Genomic DNA, 18,224 nt, shown 5'->3' on the forward strand with positions numbered 1-18,224 from the left:
CGTGCAACCTGCAGGCTTCCCCTAGGCTCTATGCCTTACATCCTGGCGCTGTTTGGTTTTTGTCGGTGAAAGGATTTATGTTGAAATTTACGGGCGACTTTCTGCGTTCAGGTAGTTGTCTGGTTCGGTAGTTCCGTTGTGCGGCACCCGACGTATCCTTTGAAGTATTCCATGACTAGTTCTTTTGTTTCGTTGAAACGGGCAGCTACGCTGACCGTAGTGTTGTTGGCTGGTACCGTTTCGGCTGCCGTTGCGCAGCTAGGAATGGCACGGCCTGTTGGTCAGCGCATTGTTGATGGCATTATTGCCAAAATCGACAACCAGATAGTGCTTCGCTCTGACCTTGAAAACATCATGGCGCAGGAAATGGCCCGCGCCGAAGGCAAGCCGTTGCCTCCTGACATGCAATGCCGCGTTCTGCAAAGCCTAGCGCTAAACAAGCTCCTGCTGGCCAAAGCCGAAACCGACTCCGTGGTAGTGGAAGATGCTCAGGTGAAAGGCGAGCTAGACCGTCGAATGAACTACTTCGCGCAGCAGATTGGCTCTGAAAAGAAGCTGGAAGAGTACTACAACAAGCCCATCAAGCAACTGAAGGACGACCTACGGCCGCAGGTGAAAGAGCAGCTCGTTCAGCAGAAGATGCAGGAGCAGATTGCAGGCAAAGTAACCGTGACCCCACGGGAAGTGCGCCAGTATTTCAACCGCATTCCGAAAGACAGCTTGCCGTATTACTCCACCGAGGTGGAAGTAGGCCAGATCATCAAGTTTGCCAAGGTAAACTCAGCCGCCAAGCAGGCCGCACAAGCTAAACTCAACGACTTACGAGCCCGTATCCTAGCTGGTGAGAGCTTCGAGACACTAGCCAAGCAGTTTTCCGAGGACCCCGGCTCTGGAGCCCAAGGAGGCTACCTGGGCTTCTTCAAGCGCAAAGAACTGGTGCCGGAGTATGAGGCAGCCGCACTGCGGTTAGAGCCTGGCCAGTTGTCGCCGGTAGTGGAGTCGCAATTCGGTTTCCACCTTATTCAGCTAATTGAGCGCAAAGGTGACCAGTACAGCACCCGTCATATCCTGCTGAAGCCCGGTACTGGCACCACCGACGTAAACGAAGCCGCCAAAGACCTTACCAAGCTTCGGACCCGCATCTTAGCGGACAGCCTCACCTTTGCTAAAGCTGCTAAAGACAACTCCGACGATAAGCAAACCGGTGCTAGCGGCGGCCTGTTGCAAAACCGGGAAGACGGTAGCACCTACCTCCCGCTCGACAAGCTCGATCCGGCTATCTTCTTTACTATTGATACCATGAAGGTGGGCGGCATCACGCCTCCCATGCCTTACCGCACCGACGATGGCAAGGATGCGATGCGCATTATCTGGCTGAAATCGAATACCCCGCCTCACCAAGCGAATTTCAAGGACGACTATCAGAAGCTGGCTCAGGCTGCTCTCGCCGAAAAGAAAAACAAGGCGCTTGATGAGTGGTTTGAGAAGAACCGCGGCAGTGTCTATATTGAAGTTGACCCTCAATATTCTGGCTGCAAGCTGCTGAATTCCGTGAATTAATGCTGATTGTTGAATGGTTGGTTGTTGCTTTGCTCGACGAGCAAGCCTAACAGCCAACCATTTTCGCTACGATCAACCAAGCAACAATCGGCCTCTAACCCCTATAGAATGCGCACATTTTCTTCTGATAAAGAAGCAGCCGATGCCCTGGCTCAATCATACCAAACGCTACGTAAGGAAATTGGCAAAGTAATTATCGGGCAAGACGAGGTGGTGCGCTTAGTGCTGACGGCGGTATTCTCGCAAGGCCACTGCCTGCTGGTAGGCGTGCCGGGTTTGGCCAAAACGCTTCTTATCCAAACCATTGCTGACTCGCTGGACCTCACGTTCAACCGCGTGCAGTTCACCCCCGACCTCATGCCTTCCGACATTGTAGGTTCGGAAACGCTCACTCAGCAGCGGGATTTCCAATTCGTGCGGGGGCCTATCTTCGCTAATATTGTACTGGCCGACGAAATCAACCGGACTCCTCCCAAGACGCAGGCGGCCCTGCTGGAATCGATGCAGGAGTATGCGGTGACGGTAGCTGGGCGGCGTTATCCGCTGGAACGCCCGTTTTTCGTGCTGGCTACCCAAAACCCCATCGAGCAGGAAGGAACCTACCCCTTGCCCGAAGCCCAGCTAGACCGGTTTATGTTCAACATCGAGCTTGGCTATCCAAGCTATGAGGCGGAGCTGCAAATCGTGAAGAACACCACTTCTGACAGCAAGCCCACGGTAAGCAAAATCCTGCACGCCGACGAAATTCAAGCATTCCAGCATCTTGTGCGCCGCGTACCAGTTGCCGATAATGTGGTGGAATATGCAGTTAGCCTTGTGCATAGAACCCGCCCAAACACCGACCGGGGTGCCGCGCGCGCCACGCAGTTGTTGGAATGGGGCGCGGGCCCACGGGCATCACAGCACCTCATTGTTGGGGCCAAATGCAATGCGCTGCTCAACGGTAAATACTCTCCCGACATCGAAGACGTGAAAGCGGTGGCGTTGCCCATTCTGCGCCATCGTTTGGTTCGCAATTTCAAGGCCGAGGCCGAGAATGTATCGGTGGAACAAATTGTGAAAGAACTTCTCTAGTTCACTGACCACGCACCATTCACCTTTCCATCCGCTGCCATTACTTCTGGCTAAGCAACGGATAAGTGGTGTTTGCGAAGTGATAAATGTAAATTGTACCCATGGAAGCATCCGCTTACTATCAGCAATTCGAGCGCAACGTTTATATCATTCTGGACGCCTTGGCAGTCGGGCTCGATTTGCGCACAACGGCCTTGAGCACCTCTATTCCTCTTGAAGTGTATGTGCTTTGCGAAGTGCTTAACCAGGGCGGAGCGCAGTTCCAGCTCACTACGGAGGGCTTAGACCGGCTGCGCGAGTTTCAAACCCAGTACATGCAGCGCGAGTCTGAAACAGAGGCTATTATGCGTCGGCTGTTAGAAGACAAACGCGCCATGATGCGTACGCCCGAAGGCCGCGTCTTGATCAAAGAAATGCTGATCCGCCGGCTGGAATTCTTCAATGAGGCAGCCCGCCAAGTGAACGTGATGCGGATTCAGCAATCGTTAGGCAGCCCGCCACAGCACCGCTCAGGTATCGGGGCTGCGTTGCAGAAATAAGCCACAGCTCTTACGTCTGGCTCTAAAAAGAAAGAGGCTTGCCGTATTGGCAAGCCTCTTTCTTTGTCTATACCACTCAAGGTTCTGGCAAGTGGCTGCAAGAGCTGCAACGCATTTAATCGGTAATTACCATGGTGCCAGCAGCTTCTTCCCGGATCTTGGTGTTGCCATCTTTGGCGTGCTTTAGGTTAAGCTCTCCTTCTGGCTCGCGGCGTAGGTGGCTGGGCACTTCGGCACCCGGAGTGCCTTTGGAGTTGGTGATGCCGCCATCCACGAAGAAGAGGGCACCCGTCACGTAGCTGGCTTCATCGGAGGCCAGGAACAAGTACACATTGGCTACTTCCTCCGGTGTTCCGCGGCGGCCCAGCGGCGGCCCGTCTACGTTTTGCTTTTCCATCTTGGCATTCATTGGGCCCGTTTCTTTGTGGGTCCAGGCAGTGTTAATAGGGCCGGGGCAAACGCAGTTGGCGCGCACACCGTGCTTGGCTTGTTCGGTGGAAACCCCTTTCATAAAAGCATGGTTGAATGCTTTCGTGCCGCCGTAGGGTGTGTTTTCCGCAATGCCCATCCAGCCAGCTTCCGAGCCAGCCGTTACGATGTTGCCACGTGTTTTCTGCAGCTCCGGTAGCGCGGCCCGCGTCATCATGAACGTGGAGTAAATGTTGTTCTTAATCATGTACTCGAATGCGTCTACTGGGTAGTCTTCGAGCACGGAGGTGGCTGGAAACACACCGGCATTGTTGATCAGAATATCCAGCTTACCGAAATCATCAACAGCCAGCTGCACGCACTCTTCGGCGCTTTGCTGATGCGAAATGTCGCCCAGGTAGCCGATGGCTTTACCACCCTGCATCTGGATTTCGTCGACCACTTTGCGTACGGGGTCACTTTCCAGCCCCACTACTACCACGGCCGCTCCTTCGTTGGCAAACTTCTTACAGATGGCTTCGCCAATACCCGAACCGCCACCCGTTACAATGGCTACTTTTCCTTCAAGTCTTCTTTTCATAGCAGATAGGTCGATGTGAGGTACTTCAAAACAGGGCGACTCGTCTGCTGCACAACCTTGCGTCGGCAGGCACCAGCACACCCCAAAAAAGTAACGACATCCGGCACCGAGAGTTACTGACGACCTTACCTGCAAACAACTTTTTCGCCATTGAGGCCACGCAATGCGTACGTACCGGCACTGACTTCCCCGAATCATGCACGCTGCTCTACCCCCACCCCTTGTTCCCCTGACCACCTCCCGCCTCGTGCTTCGGCCCTATCAGCCCACCGACAAGGCGGTGTTCTTTGCAGTACTCGACCAAAACCGTCGTCGTCTGGAAGCTGCATTTCCGGCGCGTGTCGCCGCCGTACAGACCTTGTCTGATGCCACGCGCACCCTAGCACAGTTTGCACACGATTGGCAGTCGGGGCGCCTCTACGTGCTGGGCATCTGGCACCGTGAGACGGACGCGTACCTCGGTGATATTAGTTTACGCCCTAGCTGGCAATCCCCGTTAAGTGCAGAAATAGGGTATTATTTAGCAGCGGAGGCCGAAGGCCACGGGTACGCCCGCGAGGCACTGGCGGCGGCAGTGCAATTTGGGTTTGGCGAACATCTACGGGCTCACCACCTAACGCTTCGGTGCCGCCGCAACAATCCGCGTAGCTTAGCCGTGGCCGAAGCAGTAGGGTTCCGCCCCGTAACCACCACCCGACGGCGCCTGTGGCCCCTTCGCGTGAAAGATTCGGACATTATGCACTATCGTCTGGAGCCAACTTCTCTATAAGTGCTTTCGCACTTTATCCACTGCTACGGATTCTTACTTATCCAGCCTTTCTAGTGTCACAGCCTTACTCATCTCGCTGCAGTGTGCTCAGCAGAAATTCGTAGTTGAAATTCAAGTAAGCTCCAAAGGAAAACTCGACTTGCTTGTTTTGCAGATCATAGAAGGGTTCGAAACGGCTAGTCAACGTTACGTTCCCAGGTAGTTTAAAGTCACTGAAGAACCGGAGGATTAGCAGTTGTCGGTTGCGCTCCGTGTAGCCGGGGTTATTGACGGTGCTGGAAATGGACTGGTAAAGCAGCCCGCCTTGAGGCGCCACAAACCCGTTGCCCGACCAGTAGCTGATCATCACATTGGAAAGCCGCGTGTTGATGCCGCCATTGAGGTACAAGCCAGTACCACGGTTGAAGGGCAGTACTTCCTCGAAGGAATAGTCGGTGTAACGCGTGACGTAGCCATCGAAAGACAACGCCCGTACGAACCCAGTACCAGCACCCAACTTACGCCGCACCCGCACACCGGTGGCAAAGTTGAACAGCGTTTGCAGTGGCGTAGCAATGGTATCTAATTGTCCGCCACGGTGGATTGCTAAAAACTGCATAGGCACCACGCCCAAGCGCCAGCCTGCTGAATCCTGATAGGCCGTAAACTCAGAAGTAAGACCACCTGCTACTTCTTCCTGAAAGTTGCTGAACCGATACTGCTGCCGCTGCCAGTCAACCCAGGCGTCTAGCTGCAGGCGGTTGGTTTGCAACTTATACTGCATGCCCTCTTCTAATCTGTTGAGCATTACCCGTTCAAAGTCGAAGAGCGGCTCTATATATCCATGGTGCAGATTCCCCTCAATATTGCCGAATAGCAGGCTGTGGGGGCCGTTTTGATACTTGGCGGTGAACAGGGGACGCACTTGCCGCAGACGGGGCGTGCCGTAGTCTTTGTAGAGAAAGATACCAGCCTCCAACCGCAGATTAGCGCCCGGAAAATAAACCAGACGGGGGGCAAGTTGCGTACCGTAGAGTGTCTTGCCTTCGTTTATCTTATTGAAGTACTCGTTGTCTTTCGAAAACAAAAAGCCTTGTACAGCCAAACGAAGCTGCCCAGTGTACTCTGGTTTGATGGGCAGGGGGTGTAAAAAAGCTTGATTATTCAGTTGGCCCCAAGCCAGGTTCGTTCCACTCAAATAGCCTACCAACGTCAGTATCAAGACGGTAGAAAACGACCTTTTTCCTAAAATTTTTAGCACAGAAAAATTTCCCTAAATTCAACGAAAATTTTTAGCATTGCGGGGACAAAATATAGGCTAGCGGCGTTACCACTAGCCTGCCCCAACAGAGTAGCTTGGCACATTGCGAAGCCACTTCTAGGTTGCGCAGGCAACCCAAAACGCCTACATTCACCAAACCTAAGCATTTCCCCCAAACCCTATTCTAATGGCTGCTACTACTGACAAAGCCGAGAAAGCTGACAAGGTTGTCAATCAACAGACTGAGAAATTGAAAGCCCTCCAGCTCACGCTGGACAAGCTGGACAAGAACTACGGCAAAGGAACGGTCATGAAGTTGAGCGACAACAAAGTTGTCGACATTCCGGCCATCAGCACCGGCTCACTGGGCCTCGACATTGCGCTGGGCATCGGGGGTCTGCCCCGCGGCCGTGTAGTCGAGATTTACGGTCCGGAATCTTCAGGTAAAACTACACTGACTCTGCACTGCATTGCCGAAGCGCAAAAGAAAGGCGGCATGGCTGCTTTCATTGACGCCGAGCACGCCTTCGACCGGAGCTACGCTGAGAAGCTGGGCATCGACACCGAGAACCTGCTTATTGCGCAACCCGACAACGGTGAGCAAGCTCTAGAAATCGCCGACCAGCTGATTTCTTCGGGCGCTATCGACATCATTGTTATTGACTCCGTTGCGGCCCTTGTACCGAAAGGCGAACTCGAAGGTGACATGGGCGACTCGAAAGTGGGTTTGCACGCTCGTCTGATGAGCCAAGCCCTCCGGAAGTTAACAGGTACCATCAACAAGACCGGCTGCTGCTGCATCTTCATCAACCAGCTCCGCGAGAAAATCGGGGTGATGTTCGGCTCGCCTGAAACTACTACGGGTGGTAACGCCCTCAAATTCTACGCTTCCGTCCGCCTCGACATCCGTCGTATCGGCCAGATCAAGGAAGACAAAGACAACGTAACTGGTAACCGCACCAAAGTGAAGGTGGTGAAGAACAAAGTAGCACCACCGTTCAAAGTGGTAGAGTTCGACATCATCTACGGTGAGGGTATCTCCAAAGTAGGTGAAATCCTTGACCTTGGGGTTGACATGGGCATTATTGCCAAGTCGGGCTCCTGGTTCTCCTACAATGGCGACCGTCTGGGCCAAGGCCGTGAAGGCGTGAAAACCATCCTCCAAGACAACCCAGAGCTAGCCGACAAAATCGAGGCGCAGATCCGGAACTTGGTGAAAGGTGAGCCTGAAATAGCACTAGCGGCTATTCCAGTTGACACCACCGTTGACGACGACGACACGCTGTAAGCGTCGTTGGTAACTTGAAAACGAAAAAAGCGCTGTTGGTAATTCAACAGCGCTTTTTTCGTTTTAGGACCAAGACTTAGTTTCTTTCGTAAGTTGAGTCCTTTCGGCTTGTTCGGTGCCTCAAGAAGAGTGTCTCACCCCGTTCATACATTGCTGTATATTTGCTGGCACCTCTTTTGTCTGAGACATCAGGAACCTCTTTTTTCCTGTTAGCTATTTTATGAATCGTTGTTGGCTATCGACTTTTCTTCTTGCGTTGCCCTTGGCCGCGCTACTGGCATTCCAGCCTTCCGATGAGGTACGGTCGGTTCCGAATACCAGTATCGCAAAAGGAGAAATAATGCAATACAAAGTGCACTACGGCCTTATTAATGCCGCAGAGGCCACTATTGAAGTTGATGGCAATCTGCACCGCGTAAATGAGCGCCCTTGTTTCAAGGCATCTGTCACGGGCCGTACTACAGGCTCTTTCGACGTGTTTTTGCGTATTCGTGACACGTGGCGCACCTACATTGATACCACGACCATATTGCCGCAGCGTTTCTTCCGCAACATCGAGGAAAACAACTACCGCCGCCGCGAAACAGTGGACTTCGACCACATCAAGCACATGGCTGCTGTGGAGCGGCATGGCAAAGACAAAAACAAGGTGAAGCGTGGCACCTACAAAGTCCCTAACAATGTGCAAGACATAGTCAGCGGCTTCTATTACCTGCGTACCCTCAGCTACGACCAGCGCCGTATTGGCGAGGTTATTCGAGTACAAGGCTTCTTCGATGAGGATGTATTTTCCATGGACGTCATCTACAAAGGCCGCGAAACGGTGGAAACCAAAGCAGGCACCATTCGGGCTATCAAGCTGGTACCAAAGATGCCTAGCAACAAGCTTTTTAAAGGCGAGAATGCCATATCGGTGTATCTCTCCGACGACCGGAACAAGATTCCGGTTTTGATTCAGGCTGAAATGTTCGTGGGAGCCGTTAAGGTGGATATGTACAAGTATCAAGGCTTGAAATCCCGCCTCAACCTGGTGGCTCACAACTAACAACATGCGGCGGCTCCAACTTGGAGCCGCTTTTTTTATGGCTTCTTCGCGTTGTTTTGTGGTTCGGGTCTAGGCACTCTTCTTACTCTCTCCTAGATCAGGTTTCTGAACGAACCGAGGGTTAACGAAAACGTAACACGCCGGACACAAACGCGGCGGTACTTTTGTCTTCGCGCATTCATTCTTACCAAACACCCCGTACTGTGCAAGCACCCGCTAATCCTAATGCGTACAAGGTCCTGGTGGTCGATGATGACCCCGACATCGTGGAGCTATTGGAGTACAACCTGCGCAAGGAAGGCTACTCTGTTTCCTCGGCTCCTGACGGACGCCGAGCCCTGGAAGTCGCCCCTCAGTTTGCTCCGGACATTATTCTGCTTGATGTGATGATGCCCCATTTAGATGGCATTGCCACCTGCCGCCATCTCCGTGAGTTGCCTAAGTTCAAAGACACGTATATCATTTTCCTGACGGCCCGCGCCGAGGAGTTTTCGGAAGTAGCTGCCTTCGAGGCTGGCGCCGACGACTTCATTGCCAAGCCCATCAAGCCTCGTGCCTTGCTTAGCCGCCTCGCAGCCTTCGTCCGCCGCGACCGGGACCCGCAATCCGTGCAAGACACTATCGAAATAAACGGCCTTAAAATAGACCGGACTGGGTTTTCGGTGTATCAGGAAGGACGCAAAATCACGCTACCTAAGAAGGAGTTTGAGCTGCTAGCTTTCTTGGCCGCTACCCCACACAAAGTATTTGGCCGCGAGGAACTGCTCCAAAACATCTGGGGCAACGATGTATTTGTGTTGGCTCGCACAGTTGACGTGCACGTGCGCAAAGTGCGCGAGAAGGTTGGTGACCACCACATCCAAACGATTAAGGGGGTAGGCTACAAGTTCAACACCGACTAACGTCTAGCGCTGGCAGTCTACGTTACACAATGCCCCTCATGCATCAACATTGCCGGTATCAAGTACCGCTGCAACGATGTGTGAGGGGTCTTTGCGTGTTATGCGGGCAGTGCTGCTGTCATCCGTACTTCATCATTTATATTTAACGTTGAATTAACGCTTGTGCTTGGTTTGAATATCTCTTCGCGCATCATTGCCGTCATTTTATCGCTGCTGGTTGCTGTTGTGCTTACCACGTTGGCATGGGTAGGACCAACTATGGAACTACGGCAAGGCGTATTAGCAGCCGGTATCACGGTGGCTGCCTGTTTTCTGTTGCTATACCTCATGTTTGAAGCCCTGATTTTCAGGGAAATCAATAGCATCTATGCCAGCCTGGAGAATGTAAAGCGGAAGGAATTCAAGAAGCTCTCCAATAAATTTCTATTTCGGCCCGAACCCCTCAAGCGCATGCGCGACGAGATTGTGGAAATGGCCGAGCGCAAGCAAAAGGAAATTGACGAACTGAAGCGACTACAAGCTCTACGTCGTGAATTTCTGGCTGATGTATCGCACGAGTTAAAAACGCCAATATTCGCGGCCCAAGGCTTCCTTCACACCATCTTAGATGATGAAGACGTAGATGCTTTCACGCGGCAGCGGTTCCTGCAAAAAGCCGCCAACAGCCTTGACTCCCTCGATACCTTGGTGCAAGATTTGGTTACCATCTCTCAGCTGGAAAAGGGAGTAGTGCGCATGCGCCGCCAAAGTTTCGACCTGGTAGCACTGGTGCAAGAGATTTTCGAACAGTTGGAGCTGAAAGCCACTCACCGCAACGTACGGCTGGAATTGCGGCCACTCGACCTTCCCGAAGTTGGTGTACGCGTATTGGCCGACCGCAACCGCATCCGGCAAGTGTTGATCAACCTCATTGACAATGCCATTAAATACGGACGCACAGATGGCCACGTCGTTGTTACGCTACAAGAAAGCGGGAAAGCCATCCGCGTAGCCGTCACCGACGATGGCACAGGTATTCCAAAACAACATTTAAACCGCATCTTCGAGCGGTTCTACCGCATCGATAAGAGCCGCTCTCGTGATTCCGGTGGCTCTGGTTTAGGCTTAGCTATTTGCAAGCATATTGTAGAAGCGCACAAATCCACCATCAGGGTGCGTAGTGAAATGGGGCAAGGAACAACATTGGAATTCAAATTACTGAAACCCAAGAACCCAGTTACAGCAAGTAAAGTCACGAGCGAAGATGCTACGGGTGAAGCGTAACGCACAACCAAGAAGTATGGGCTTTACTAGCGCCTGTTCGTTATAGGGGTGTCGCCTTTCCCCCGCTACCTCGTTACCTTTGCAGCTTCTTATGAAGCTACCTAATTTCCAAGACCTAGTTCTGTTCGAAGACGAAGACTACGTCGTCATCAACAAGCCCCCTTTCCTAGCCACACTCGACGAGCGGTTCGGCGGCGCGCCAAACATTCTGCGCCTCGCCCGTGAGCAGTACGACGACGTGCAAGCTTGCCATCGTCTCGATAAAGAAACCAGTGGTTCCTTAGCTCTTGCCAAAAACCCGGCTGCGTACCGCCACTTGGCCATGCAGTTCGAAGACCGCAAAGTGCGCAAGGTATATCATGCCGCGGCGTGGGGTGTACACCAATACGATGGCTTGCGCGTGGACCGCAATATCGAGACGACCACCAAGGGCCGCGCCCGTTTGGCCTACAACGGTAAGCCTGCCGTGACGCTGGTACGCACCATGGAGGCGTTTGCCCGCCATACCTTGCTGGAATGTCAGCCCATTACGGGCCGTATGCACCAGATCCGCCTGCACCTCGCCTATTTGCAAGCGCCTATCATCGGCGACAAGATGTACGGCGGTGAGGACTTCTATTTGTCGTCATTAAAGAAGAAGTTCAATATCAAGGAAGGCGAGGAAGAGCAGCCATTCATCAAGCGGTTTGCCTTACACGCTGCTAGCCTCACGTTTGCTAAACTGGATGGGGAAAGTGTGACGATTGAAGCTCCTTATCCCAAAGATTTTCGGGTGTTGGTTGACACGTTGCGGCAGTATCAGTAAGAACCAAGAGTTGGGGTCAGCGCATCCACCTGTACAATAAGGCGGAAAGTGGCAACCTGCTCTTTACCACCCTAGCTCCTGTCTTATAGCTGCTTGCTAGGCATAATTCTCAATCCCTGTGTTGCAAATCCGCCGAAAGGCGGTAACTTTGTGTCCGTTTTCCCGGACCGGGTTTCGGTTTCATCTCATTTCCAAACGCTTACCTTCCTCCCAATGGATCATCTGAGCTTCAAGACGGTATCCGTCAACAAAGCCAACGCCGATAAGGCCTGGGTTGTGGTTGATGCCAGTGTTGCGCCCCTGGGCCGTCTGGCCAGCCAGATTGCCAACATGCTGCGTGGCAAGCACAAGCCATCGTTCACGCCCAACTCTGATTGCGGCGACAACGTTATTGTCATCAACGCCGACAACCTGCGTGTGACTGGCAAGAAACTGACCGATAAAATCTATGTAACCCACTCGGGTTATCCAGGTGGTCAGAAGCGCGTTAACCTGCGCGACAAAAAGGCCAAGAACTCGGCTAGCGTAATCGAGCACGCCGTAAAAGGCATGCTGCAAGGCAACCGCCTTGGCCGCGAGCAGTTCCGCAACCTGTACGTGTATGCCGGCAACGAGCACCCCCATCAAGCGCAGCAGCCGCAAGCTGTTGAACTGAAAAACCTTTAAGCCGATCGTTCGGCGTCTCTTTTCTTTAATTTTTTCACTTAATGGAAATTACCAACACCTCTGGTAGAAGAAAAACCTCGGTGGCCCGCATCTACATGCAGGCCGGGCAAGGGAATATCACTATCAATGGCCGGGACATGAAGACTTACTTCGGTAACGAACTCCTGGAAAACATTGTGAACCAGCCGCTTGCTGTTGTTGAGCAGGTTGGTCAGTACGACATCAAGGTGAACGTAGGCGGTGGCGGTATTTCGGCTCAGGCTGAAGCCATCCGTTTGGCCATCTCGAAAGCCCTCGTAGGGAACAGCGAAGAAGTTCGTCCGGCCCTGAAGAAGGAAGGCTTCATGACCCGCGACCCGCGCATGGTGGAACGCAAGAAATTTGGCAAGCGCAAGGCTCGTCGTTCGTTCCAGTTCTCGAAACGCTAATCCCAGAGGAAATTCATCATGGCTCAGTCCACATCATATAAAGATCTGCTTGACGCTGGTGCCCACTTTGGTCACCTCACGCGCAAGTGGGACCCGAAAATGGCTCCGTTCATCTTCATGGAGAAGAACGGTATCCACATCATCGACCTCAACAAAACGCTTGTTTCGTTGGATCAGGCGGCTAACGCCATCCGCAACATTGCAAAGAGCGGCCGCAAGGTAATGTTCGTTGCAACCAAGAAGCAGGCGCAAGAAATTGTAACGGCTGAGGCTACCCGCCTGAAGATGCCATTCGTGACCGATCGGTGGTTGGGCGGTATGCTCACCAACTTCGCCACGGTGCGTAAGTCGTTGAAGAAAATGAGCACCATCGACAAGATGGTGAAGGAAAACACCGCTTATGCTGCCCTCGCAAAACGTGAGCGTCTGATGATGACGCGTGAGCGTGAGAAGTTGGAGCGTGTACTTGGCGGTATCGCCGATCTGAGCCGCCTCCCCGCTGCTTTGTTCGTGGTAGACGTGAAGCGCGAGCACATTGCCGTGAAAGAAGCCAAGAAGTTGGGCGTTCCGGTATTCGCTATCTGCGATACCAACTCCAACCCTGAATTGGTAGACTTCCCGATTCCAGCAAACGACGACGCTTCGAAGTCTATTCAGCTCATCGTGGGCGTGATTGGTAAGGCTATCGAAGAAGGCCTGTCGGAGCGCAAAGTCGACAAAGAAGATGCCGACAAGAAGCAAGCAGAAGACGAAGGCATCCAGGAAAAACTGACTGCCGACGAATAAGCTTTCAAGAAGCTAAAATGTGAAGTCAGAAGCTAGAATCCGATGGTGCATACCAGGTCCCGGGTTTTGCTTCTGACTTCTTCTTTTGCCGTTTCCACTCACAAATACTAACACTAGCTAGTAGCTACTAGCCTCTAAACTTTCCCAAGAATGGCAGCAATTACCGCCCAAGACGTGAACAAGCTGCGCGCCATGACCGGCGCCGGCATGATGGATTGCAAAAAAGCTTTGGTAGAAGCCGAAGGCGACTTCGAAGCTGCCCGTGACATTTTGCGCAAGCAGGGCCAGAAAATTGCTGATAAGCGCTCCGACAACGCTACCTCTGAAGGTCTGGTGTTGGCAAGCGTGAACGAAGAAGGCACCAACGGCAAGTTGGTTGCTTTAGCTTGCGAGACGGAGCCTGTATCAAAGGTGCCTGATTTCCGCAACCTAGTACAGCAAATCCTCGACTCAGCTGTGAAAACCAACGCGGCTACCAAAGAAGACCTACTTGCTGCTTCGCAAGAAGACGGCCGTAGCCTGCAAGACCACATCACCGACTTGATGGGCAAAATTGGCGAGAAGCTGGACGTAGTAGCCTACGCTAACATGAGCGCCGAGAAAGTAGCTTCTTACATCCACTCTGACGGTAAAAAAGGCGTACTCGTAGGCCTGAAGAACGTGAACGGTGCTGATGTAACCACTGTAGGCCGCGACGTAGCAATGCAAATTGTAGCGATGAAGCCTGTAGCGGTTGACAAAGACGGTGTGGATTCTGCTACCGTTGAGCGCGAAATTGAAATTGGCAAAGAGCAGGCACGTGCTGAAGGCAAGCCTGAAGCCATGCTCGAGAAGATTGCGCAAGGTAAACTCAACAAGTTCTACAAAGAAAATACGTTGTTGAACCAAGAGTTCGTGAAAGACAACTCGGTAACCATCGCTCAGCTGCTCGACAAAACGTCGAAAGGCATGACGGTAACTGACTTCAAGCGTGTAGCCATCGGTGCTTAAGCTTTAGCCTAACATATTGAGAAAGCCCCGCTAGTATAATGCTAGCGGGGCTTTTTGTTATTTGCGGCCTATGGATGAACACACGAAAAGAGCTCATCGGTATTTGCTATACCACTTTTTACAAACAATCCGCAAACCCCCACGTGGTGTTAGTCCAGCCGAAAGACTCACAGATGAGCAGCGTAGGCGTTATGTCAATTACGCTGGGCCGGTTGCTTATCTCCTCCATAACTTGGCATTACTAGGAGCAGATGACTTTGAAGACTTCAATGAAGAAGCCTTTTGGAATGGATTTGACGATTTTAGTCAGCACTGTCCTGAGATAGATGTGAGTCACTTTAGAAGGGTTTTTGAGTCTGAGTTGCTCCGACATTCCAACGATTAATGTCCTGCCTGTTTTTGATACGCATGCACCCGCGCCGCGGCATTCTGCCGGATGTTCATGTAGAACAGTGCATAATCGACGAGGTGAAAGGAATGGCTTAGCTCGGGGCGGCCGGGCAGCAGGAAGCGGGGGTAGCCGTAGGATTGCGGCCGATGAATCCAGAGTAGCCCGTTATGCGCTTTAGCATCCACAACGGCGGTATCCACTTTGCTGAAACCATAGGAAGTCCCCCCGAGGTTGAGGTGCGCTATAGCTGTAGCCGTGTCGCGCTTCCACGTTAGAGGGTTGGTCACGACGCTATGAGCATAGGGAGCGTATTCCTGTCCCCAATCCACGGTGTTCCAGGCTACATAGCAACCGGTTTGGGTGGAATCCTCACAGGGGCGGACAACGTTCAACGTACTGTCAGGCACATTGAAACCAACCAAGTAAGCCGCTACCAACTTGCGCCGAAGCACTGGGTCGTTGTCGAAGAAGTCATGCATTAAATGGGTAAGGTGGCGTGTACCCTGGCTGTGTCCGGCCAGGATAATGGGACGGCCTTGGTTGTAATGCGCGAGGTAATAACGGAATGCTGCTTTCACGTCTTCGTAAGCCAGGTTAATAGCTTGATTGCCATTGCTAGTCTGCTCGTCGAAGAAAGAGAACAACGTAGCTTGCCGATAGCGTGGGGCATAAATGCGCGCAGTAGCGTTGAAAACGGATGCTTGTCGGCGCATGGTGCTTATATCTGTTATGTGGTTGATCTGCTTGTTGCTGATGTCGGCGTTCCAACCAGTCCGGCTTAGGTAAGTAGTTGGGTGAACAAAGAACACGTCAACGGGGGCACTGGCTTGCTCGTCGTGTAAGCCCGAATGGGTGGGTACTGCATCGGCGGCATCGGCCCGAGTAGGTAAGGCGGCCCAGCTGCTAGGTAACGCATAGTCGGGAGCAGTAGGGATCGAATAGCTAGGAAACTCGCGGCTAGGCTTGATAGCTTTAAGGCAAGACCCAAGCACTACAGGCAAGCAAATTGTTAACCAAGCAAGGCGATACGAAATAGCAGAAATCATAGAAAGCAGGCATAATTACCGCATGCGCTACCCAAGCGCACCAGTTCGCGTCCGATAAGATACAGTAAAGGTAGTGCAGCCACGTTACGTAACTGGTTGATAGCAGGCGACAACTGGAGTGCTGATCAGATTTAAAATGGAATTCTCTTACTTGCACGTAGCACCACTCCTGCAAGGCATCTGACCTTGCGAGCTTTTCTGCTTATACATAGTTGGGCGGCTCAGACGTTTAGCACCCTCAATGTTGATCAGAAGTCATCTACCTCTTCGCAGGAAACAGACAGTTGTTATGATCTTGTACTTTTTGGCTACCCTTGGAAATAGCTAACGAGCGAAACAGATATTTTTAATGTACACGCCACGAAGCATATACGCTACAGCAGCATTCCAACCTGAACCGAATGGCACGATATTGCCTTGCTACTTTCTGCTTTGCTAGTCCTTGCCTCACCTCCAACCAATACTCTTGCCGGAATACATTGTTAGCGAAAGCGCCGAATGAACGTATTAGCTACTCAGTGCCTCTCCTGTACCCTACTCTGCTTTCATTCTTTCATGGCCTTGACTAGTAAACGCCACCTCTCTTTTTGGGCCTGCGGTTTGGCCTTGTTGCTAAGCGCCTGCGACGTGCCAGGCGAGAAACGAGCCGCCAGCAAGGTTGCCACTGCTGCAAGTCCCAAAACTGAAGAAGCAACCACCAAAACCACTGGTCTGCGCCAACTCAATGTATTCGTTGACATATCGGGCGGCATGCAGGGGTTTGTGCGAGCCAACCAACCAGGCGACCCAGGCAGCGAATTTCAACGCACCGTTACGGCACTACTTTCTGACGTACAGGGCCGCACCACGCAAGGCACAACAGCTGGCTACTATTTCGTGAAAGAGAATCCGGTAGTTCAACCTACTTCTTACGCTGAGCTAAGCCAGACTATCAGCCGGGGCATCGAGAATCCGGCGGCGGGCACCGAAATGCCGGATATGCTACGCGAGGTGCTAAAGCTGCAAAAGCCTGGTACGGTCAGCATTATCGTTTCCGATTTTATCTACGGCCCCAAGGACCCGACGCAAACGTGGCGCGTGCGCACCGATGTAAAAGATGCGTTAAGCACCGCGAATCCGGCAGAATTAGCCGTGTCGGTGTTTGCGAATACGTCGGAGTTTCGGGGCAATTTCTATCCGGGCAACCGCACCAAGCGGCAGACCTTGGCCGGGACCAAGCTCCCCTATTATGTGTGGGTGCTCGGGCCAGCGCCGTTGGTAGCGCAAGTAAACCAGCAGCTGATGGGGCGGCTCGACCAGCAGCCGCAGGTGCATTTCAATGCTAAATATGAAGCACCTACTTATGGTGTCGTGACGGGCTACCAAGGCAAGGGTGAATGGTATACTGAGCCCGGACCCCAAGGGGGTAAGGCCACGGGCGTATCGTTCACTTCATTGTCGGCGAAAGAGCCCGCACAGTTTGTGGTGGGATTTGATTTGAAAAACCTTCCGCTGGCCGCCCGAAAGAGCTTTTCTGTGTCGCAATTGCGTCTGGAGCCAGGCAACACTGATGCCAAGCTGGTGAAAACATGGGCGGCGGCTGGCGGCCCACCCGTGCCGGCTGCGGGCCGGGCATATACGCATTTCACGCAAATCAGCGTTTCGAAGCTTCCTTCGACGGCCTCGCGCCAGAAGCCACAAACGCTCCGGCTGGCGCTGGCGCCTACCGCTCCAATATGGGCCACCATCTACTCCACCTCCAACGACAGCAACATTGCCAGCCAAGGACCTAAAACTTTCCTGCTAACGGAAGTACTGGCGGGCGTTGCGGAAAGCTTCGGCGGTCAATCCGCCACTGGCCCCGTACTCTTCGATGTGCCAGTGGCCTTGCGCCGTGACTAACACTAACACGATTATCTACCAACTCTCTACTGCCTCTTCCTTTCTCTTCCAACTCTATGCTCCAATCGTTTTTCACTGCGCTTTATCAGGCCTTGTTGGGCAACCCGGACCCGTCCAGCCTTATTCCCGTGTACCGGCAAAGTATTTTCCCGGGAGTGGGTTTAACCACCTTCTTCGTGGCCTTGGGCATGGCGCTGCTGTTCTATGTGGTGCTAAACCGCGTTGTCACTACTTCTTTTTTTAAGACGCAACATTGGGCCGTTATGCTGTTGCTGACGGCCATACTGGGCGCCATCATTGCCTGGCAGCAGGCCGCCGCCGCAGTGGAAGCACAGCTGGCAGAAACCGGCGAGGAGCTAGCCGTGGCGCAGGTTTCCACGCTGAAACGTTACCTGTGGGGCTTCACGGCCACGAATACGTTAGTAGCAGTTCTGTTTTTCATTCTCTGCTCTTTCGCGGTGAAAAGCCTTTCCGTGAGTGCCCGCACTACGCCGGTGCGCTGGCCTAATTAGACTATCAGCCAACCTGCCCGTCCTGCTCTG

Annotated in this window: 18 protein-coding genes; 15 read left to right on the top strand and 3 right to left on the bottom strand. The window is 52.8% G+C overall.

The window, feature by feature from the left end:
* Window positions 1–171: 171 nt before the first annotated feature.
* The 3 genes from MTX78_RS18775 (at window position 172) to MTX78_RS18785 (ending at window position 3,173) form a co-directional block, all read left to right on the top strand.
* Complete coding sequence (locus tag MTX78_RS18775; RefSeq protein WP_243797390.1) at window positions 172–1,560, top strand: peptidylprolyl isomerase; 1,389 nt, start codon at window positions 172–174, stop codon at window positions 1,558–1,560.
* 108 nt (window positions 1,561–1,668) lie between these two features.
* Window positions 1,669–2,634, top strand: a complete 966-nt coding sequence (locus MTX78_RS18780) for an AAA family ATPase (protein WP_243797391.1) — start codon at window positions 1,669–1,671, stop codon at window positions 2,632–2,634.
* A 101-nt stretch (window positions 2,635–2,735) separates the two neighbouring features.
* A complete protein-coding gene (locus tag MTX78_RS18785) occupies window positions 2,736–3,173 on the top strand; it encodes a hypothetical protein (RefSeq protein WP_243797393.1) in 438 nt (145 codons plus the stop codon).
* 115 nt (window positions 3,174–3,288) lie between these two features.
* On the opposite strand, the gene MTX78_RS18790 is transcribed toward MTX78_RS18785, so the two are convergent.
* Window positions 3,289–4,182, bottom strand: a complete 894-nt coding sequence (locus tag MTX78_RS18790) for an SDR family NAD(P)-dependent oxidoreductase (protein ID WP_243797395.1) — start codon at window positions 4,180–4,182, stop codon at window positions 3,289–3,291.
* A gap of 196 nt (window positions 4,183–4,378) precedes the next feature.
* Between MTX78_RS18790 and MTX78_RS18795 the strand changes: the two genes are divergently transcribed.
* Entirely contained in the window at window positions 4,379–4,951 is a 573-nt protein-coding gene (locus MTX78_RS18795) for a GNAT family N-acetyltransferase (protein ID WP_243797397.1), read from the top strand.
* Between the two features lie 64 nt (window positions 4,952–5,015).
* Here MTX78_RS18795 and MTX78_RS18800 read toward each other — a convergent pair whose 3' ends face one another.
* Complete coding sequence (locus tag MTX78_RS18800) at window positions 5,016–6,152, bottom strand: hypothetical protein (protein ID WP_243797399.1); 1,137 nt, start codon at window positions 6,150–6,152, stop codon at window positions 5,016–5,018.
* Window positions 6,153–6,378: 226 nt separating this feature from the next.
* On the opposite strand from MTX78_RS18800, the gene recA reads away from it, so the two are divergent.
* The 9 genes from recA (at window position 6,379) to tsf (ending at window position 14,364) form a co-directional block, all read left to right on the top strand.
* A complete protein-coding gene (gene recA / locus MTX78_RS18805; protein WP_243797400.1) occupies window positions 6,379–7,479 on the top strand; it encodes a recombinase RecA in 1,101 nt (366 codons plus the stop codon).
* A 340-nt stretch (window positions 7,480–7,819) separates the two neighbouring features.
* Window positions 7,820–8,524, top strand: coding sequence for a DUF3108 domain-containing protein (locus MTX78_RS18810; RefSeq protein WP_394805596.1), 705 nt, complete (start codon window positions 7,820–7,822; stop codon window positions 8,522–8,524).
* Between the two features lie 203 nt (window positions 8,525–8,727).
* Entirely contained in the window at window positions 8,728–9,426 is a 699-nt protein-coding gene (locus MTX78_RS18815; RefSeq protein ID WP_243797403.1) for a response regulator transcription factor, read from the top strand.
* Between the two features lie 171 nt (window positions 9,427–9,597).
* Window positions 9,598–10,689, top strand: a complete 1,092-nt coding sequence (locus MTX78_RS18820; protein WP_243797405.1) for a sensor histidine kinase — start codon at window positions 9,598–9,600, stop codon at window positions 10,687–10,689.
* Between the two features lie 91 nt (window positions 10,690–10,780).
* Entirely contained in the window at window positions 10,781–11,494 is a 714-nt protein-coding gene (locus MTX78_RS18825; RefSeq protein WP_243797407.1) for an RluA family pseudouridine synthase, read from the top strand.
* Between the two features lie 213 nt (window positions 11,495–11,707).
* A complete protein-coding gene (gene rplM, locus MTX78_RS18830) occupies window positions 11,708–12,160 on the top strand; it encodes a 50S ribosomal protein L13 (RefSeq protein ID WP_243797408.1) in 453 nt (150 codons plus the stop codon).
* A gap of 41 nt (window positions 12,161–12,201) precedes the next feature.
* Window positions 12,202–12,588 carry a 30S ribosomal protein S9 gene (rpsI, locus tag MTX78_RS18835; protein WP_243797410.1) on the top strand — a complete coding sequence of 129 codons (387 nt, stop codon included), beginning with the start codon at window positions 12,202–12,204 and terminating at the stop codon, window positions 12,586–12,588.
* Between the two features lie 18 nt (window positions 12,589–12,606).
* Window positions 12,607–13,374 carry a 30S ribosomal protein S2 gene (gene rpsB, locus MTX78_RS18840; RefSeq protein WP_243797412.1) on the top strand — a complete coding sequence of 256 codons (768 nt, stop codon included), beginning with the start codon at window positions 12,607–12,609 and terminating at the stop codon, window positions 13,372–13,374.
* Window positions 13,375–13,524: 150 nt separating this feature from the next.
* The gene (tsf, locus tag MTX78_RS18845; RefSeq protein ID WP_243797414.1) at window positions 13,525–14,364 is read left to right on the top strand and encodes a translation elongation factor Ts; all 840 of its coding nucleotides are present in this window, start codon (window positions 13,525–13,527) and stop codon (window positions 14,362–14,364) included.
* A gap of 381 nt (window positions 14,365–14,745) precedes the next feature.
* Here tsf and MTX78_RS18850 read toward each other — a convergent pair whose 3' ends face one another.
* Window positions 14,746–15,747, bottom strand: a complete 1,002-nt coding sequence (locus MTX78_RS18850; protein WP_243802929.1) for a DUF3089 domain-containing protein — start codon at window positions 15,745–15,747, stop codon at window positions 14,746–14,748.
* 609 nt (window positions 15,748–16,356) lie between these two features.
* Here MTX78_RS18850 and MTX78_RS18855 point away from each other — a divergent pair.
* Both MTX78_RS18855 and MTX78_RS18860 read left to right on the top strand, forming a co-directional pair.
* Window positions 16,357–17,682, top strand: coding sequence for a hypothetical protein (locus tag MTX78_RS18855; protein ID WP_243797416.1), 1,326 nt, complete (start codon window positions 16,357–16,359; stop codon window positions 17,680–17,682).
* Window positions 17,683–17,738: 56 nt separating this feature from the next.
* Window positions 17,739–18,194, top strand: a complete 456-nt coding sequence (locus MTX78_RS18860; protein ID WP_243797417.1) for a hypothetical protein — start codon at window positions 17,739–17,741, stop codon at window positions 18,192–18,194.
* The last annotated feature ends 30 nt before the right edge of the window (window positions 18,195–18,224 follow it).

The organism is Hymenobacter tibetensis (genome assembly GCF_022827545.1).
In the GTDB taxonomy this organism is placed as follows: domain Bacteria; phylum Bacteroidota; class Bacteroidia; order Cytophagales; family Hymenobacteraceae; genus Hymenobacter; species Hymenobacter tibetensis.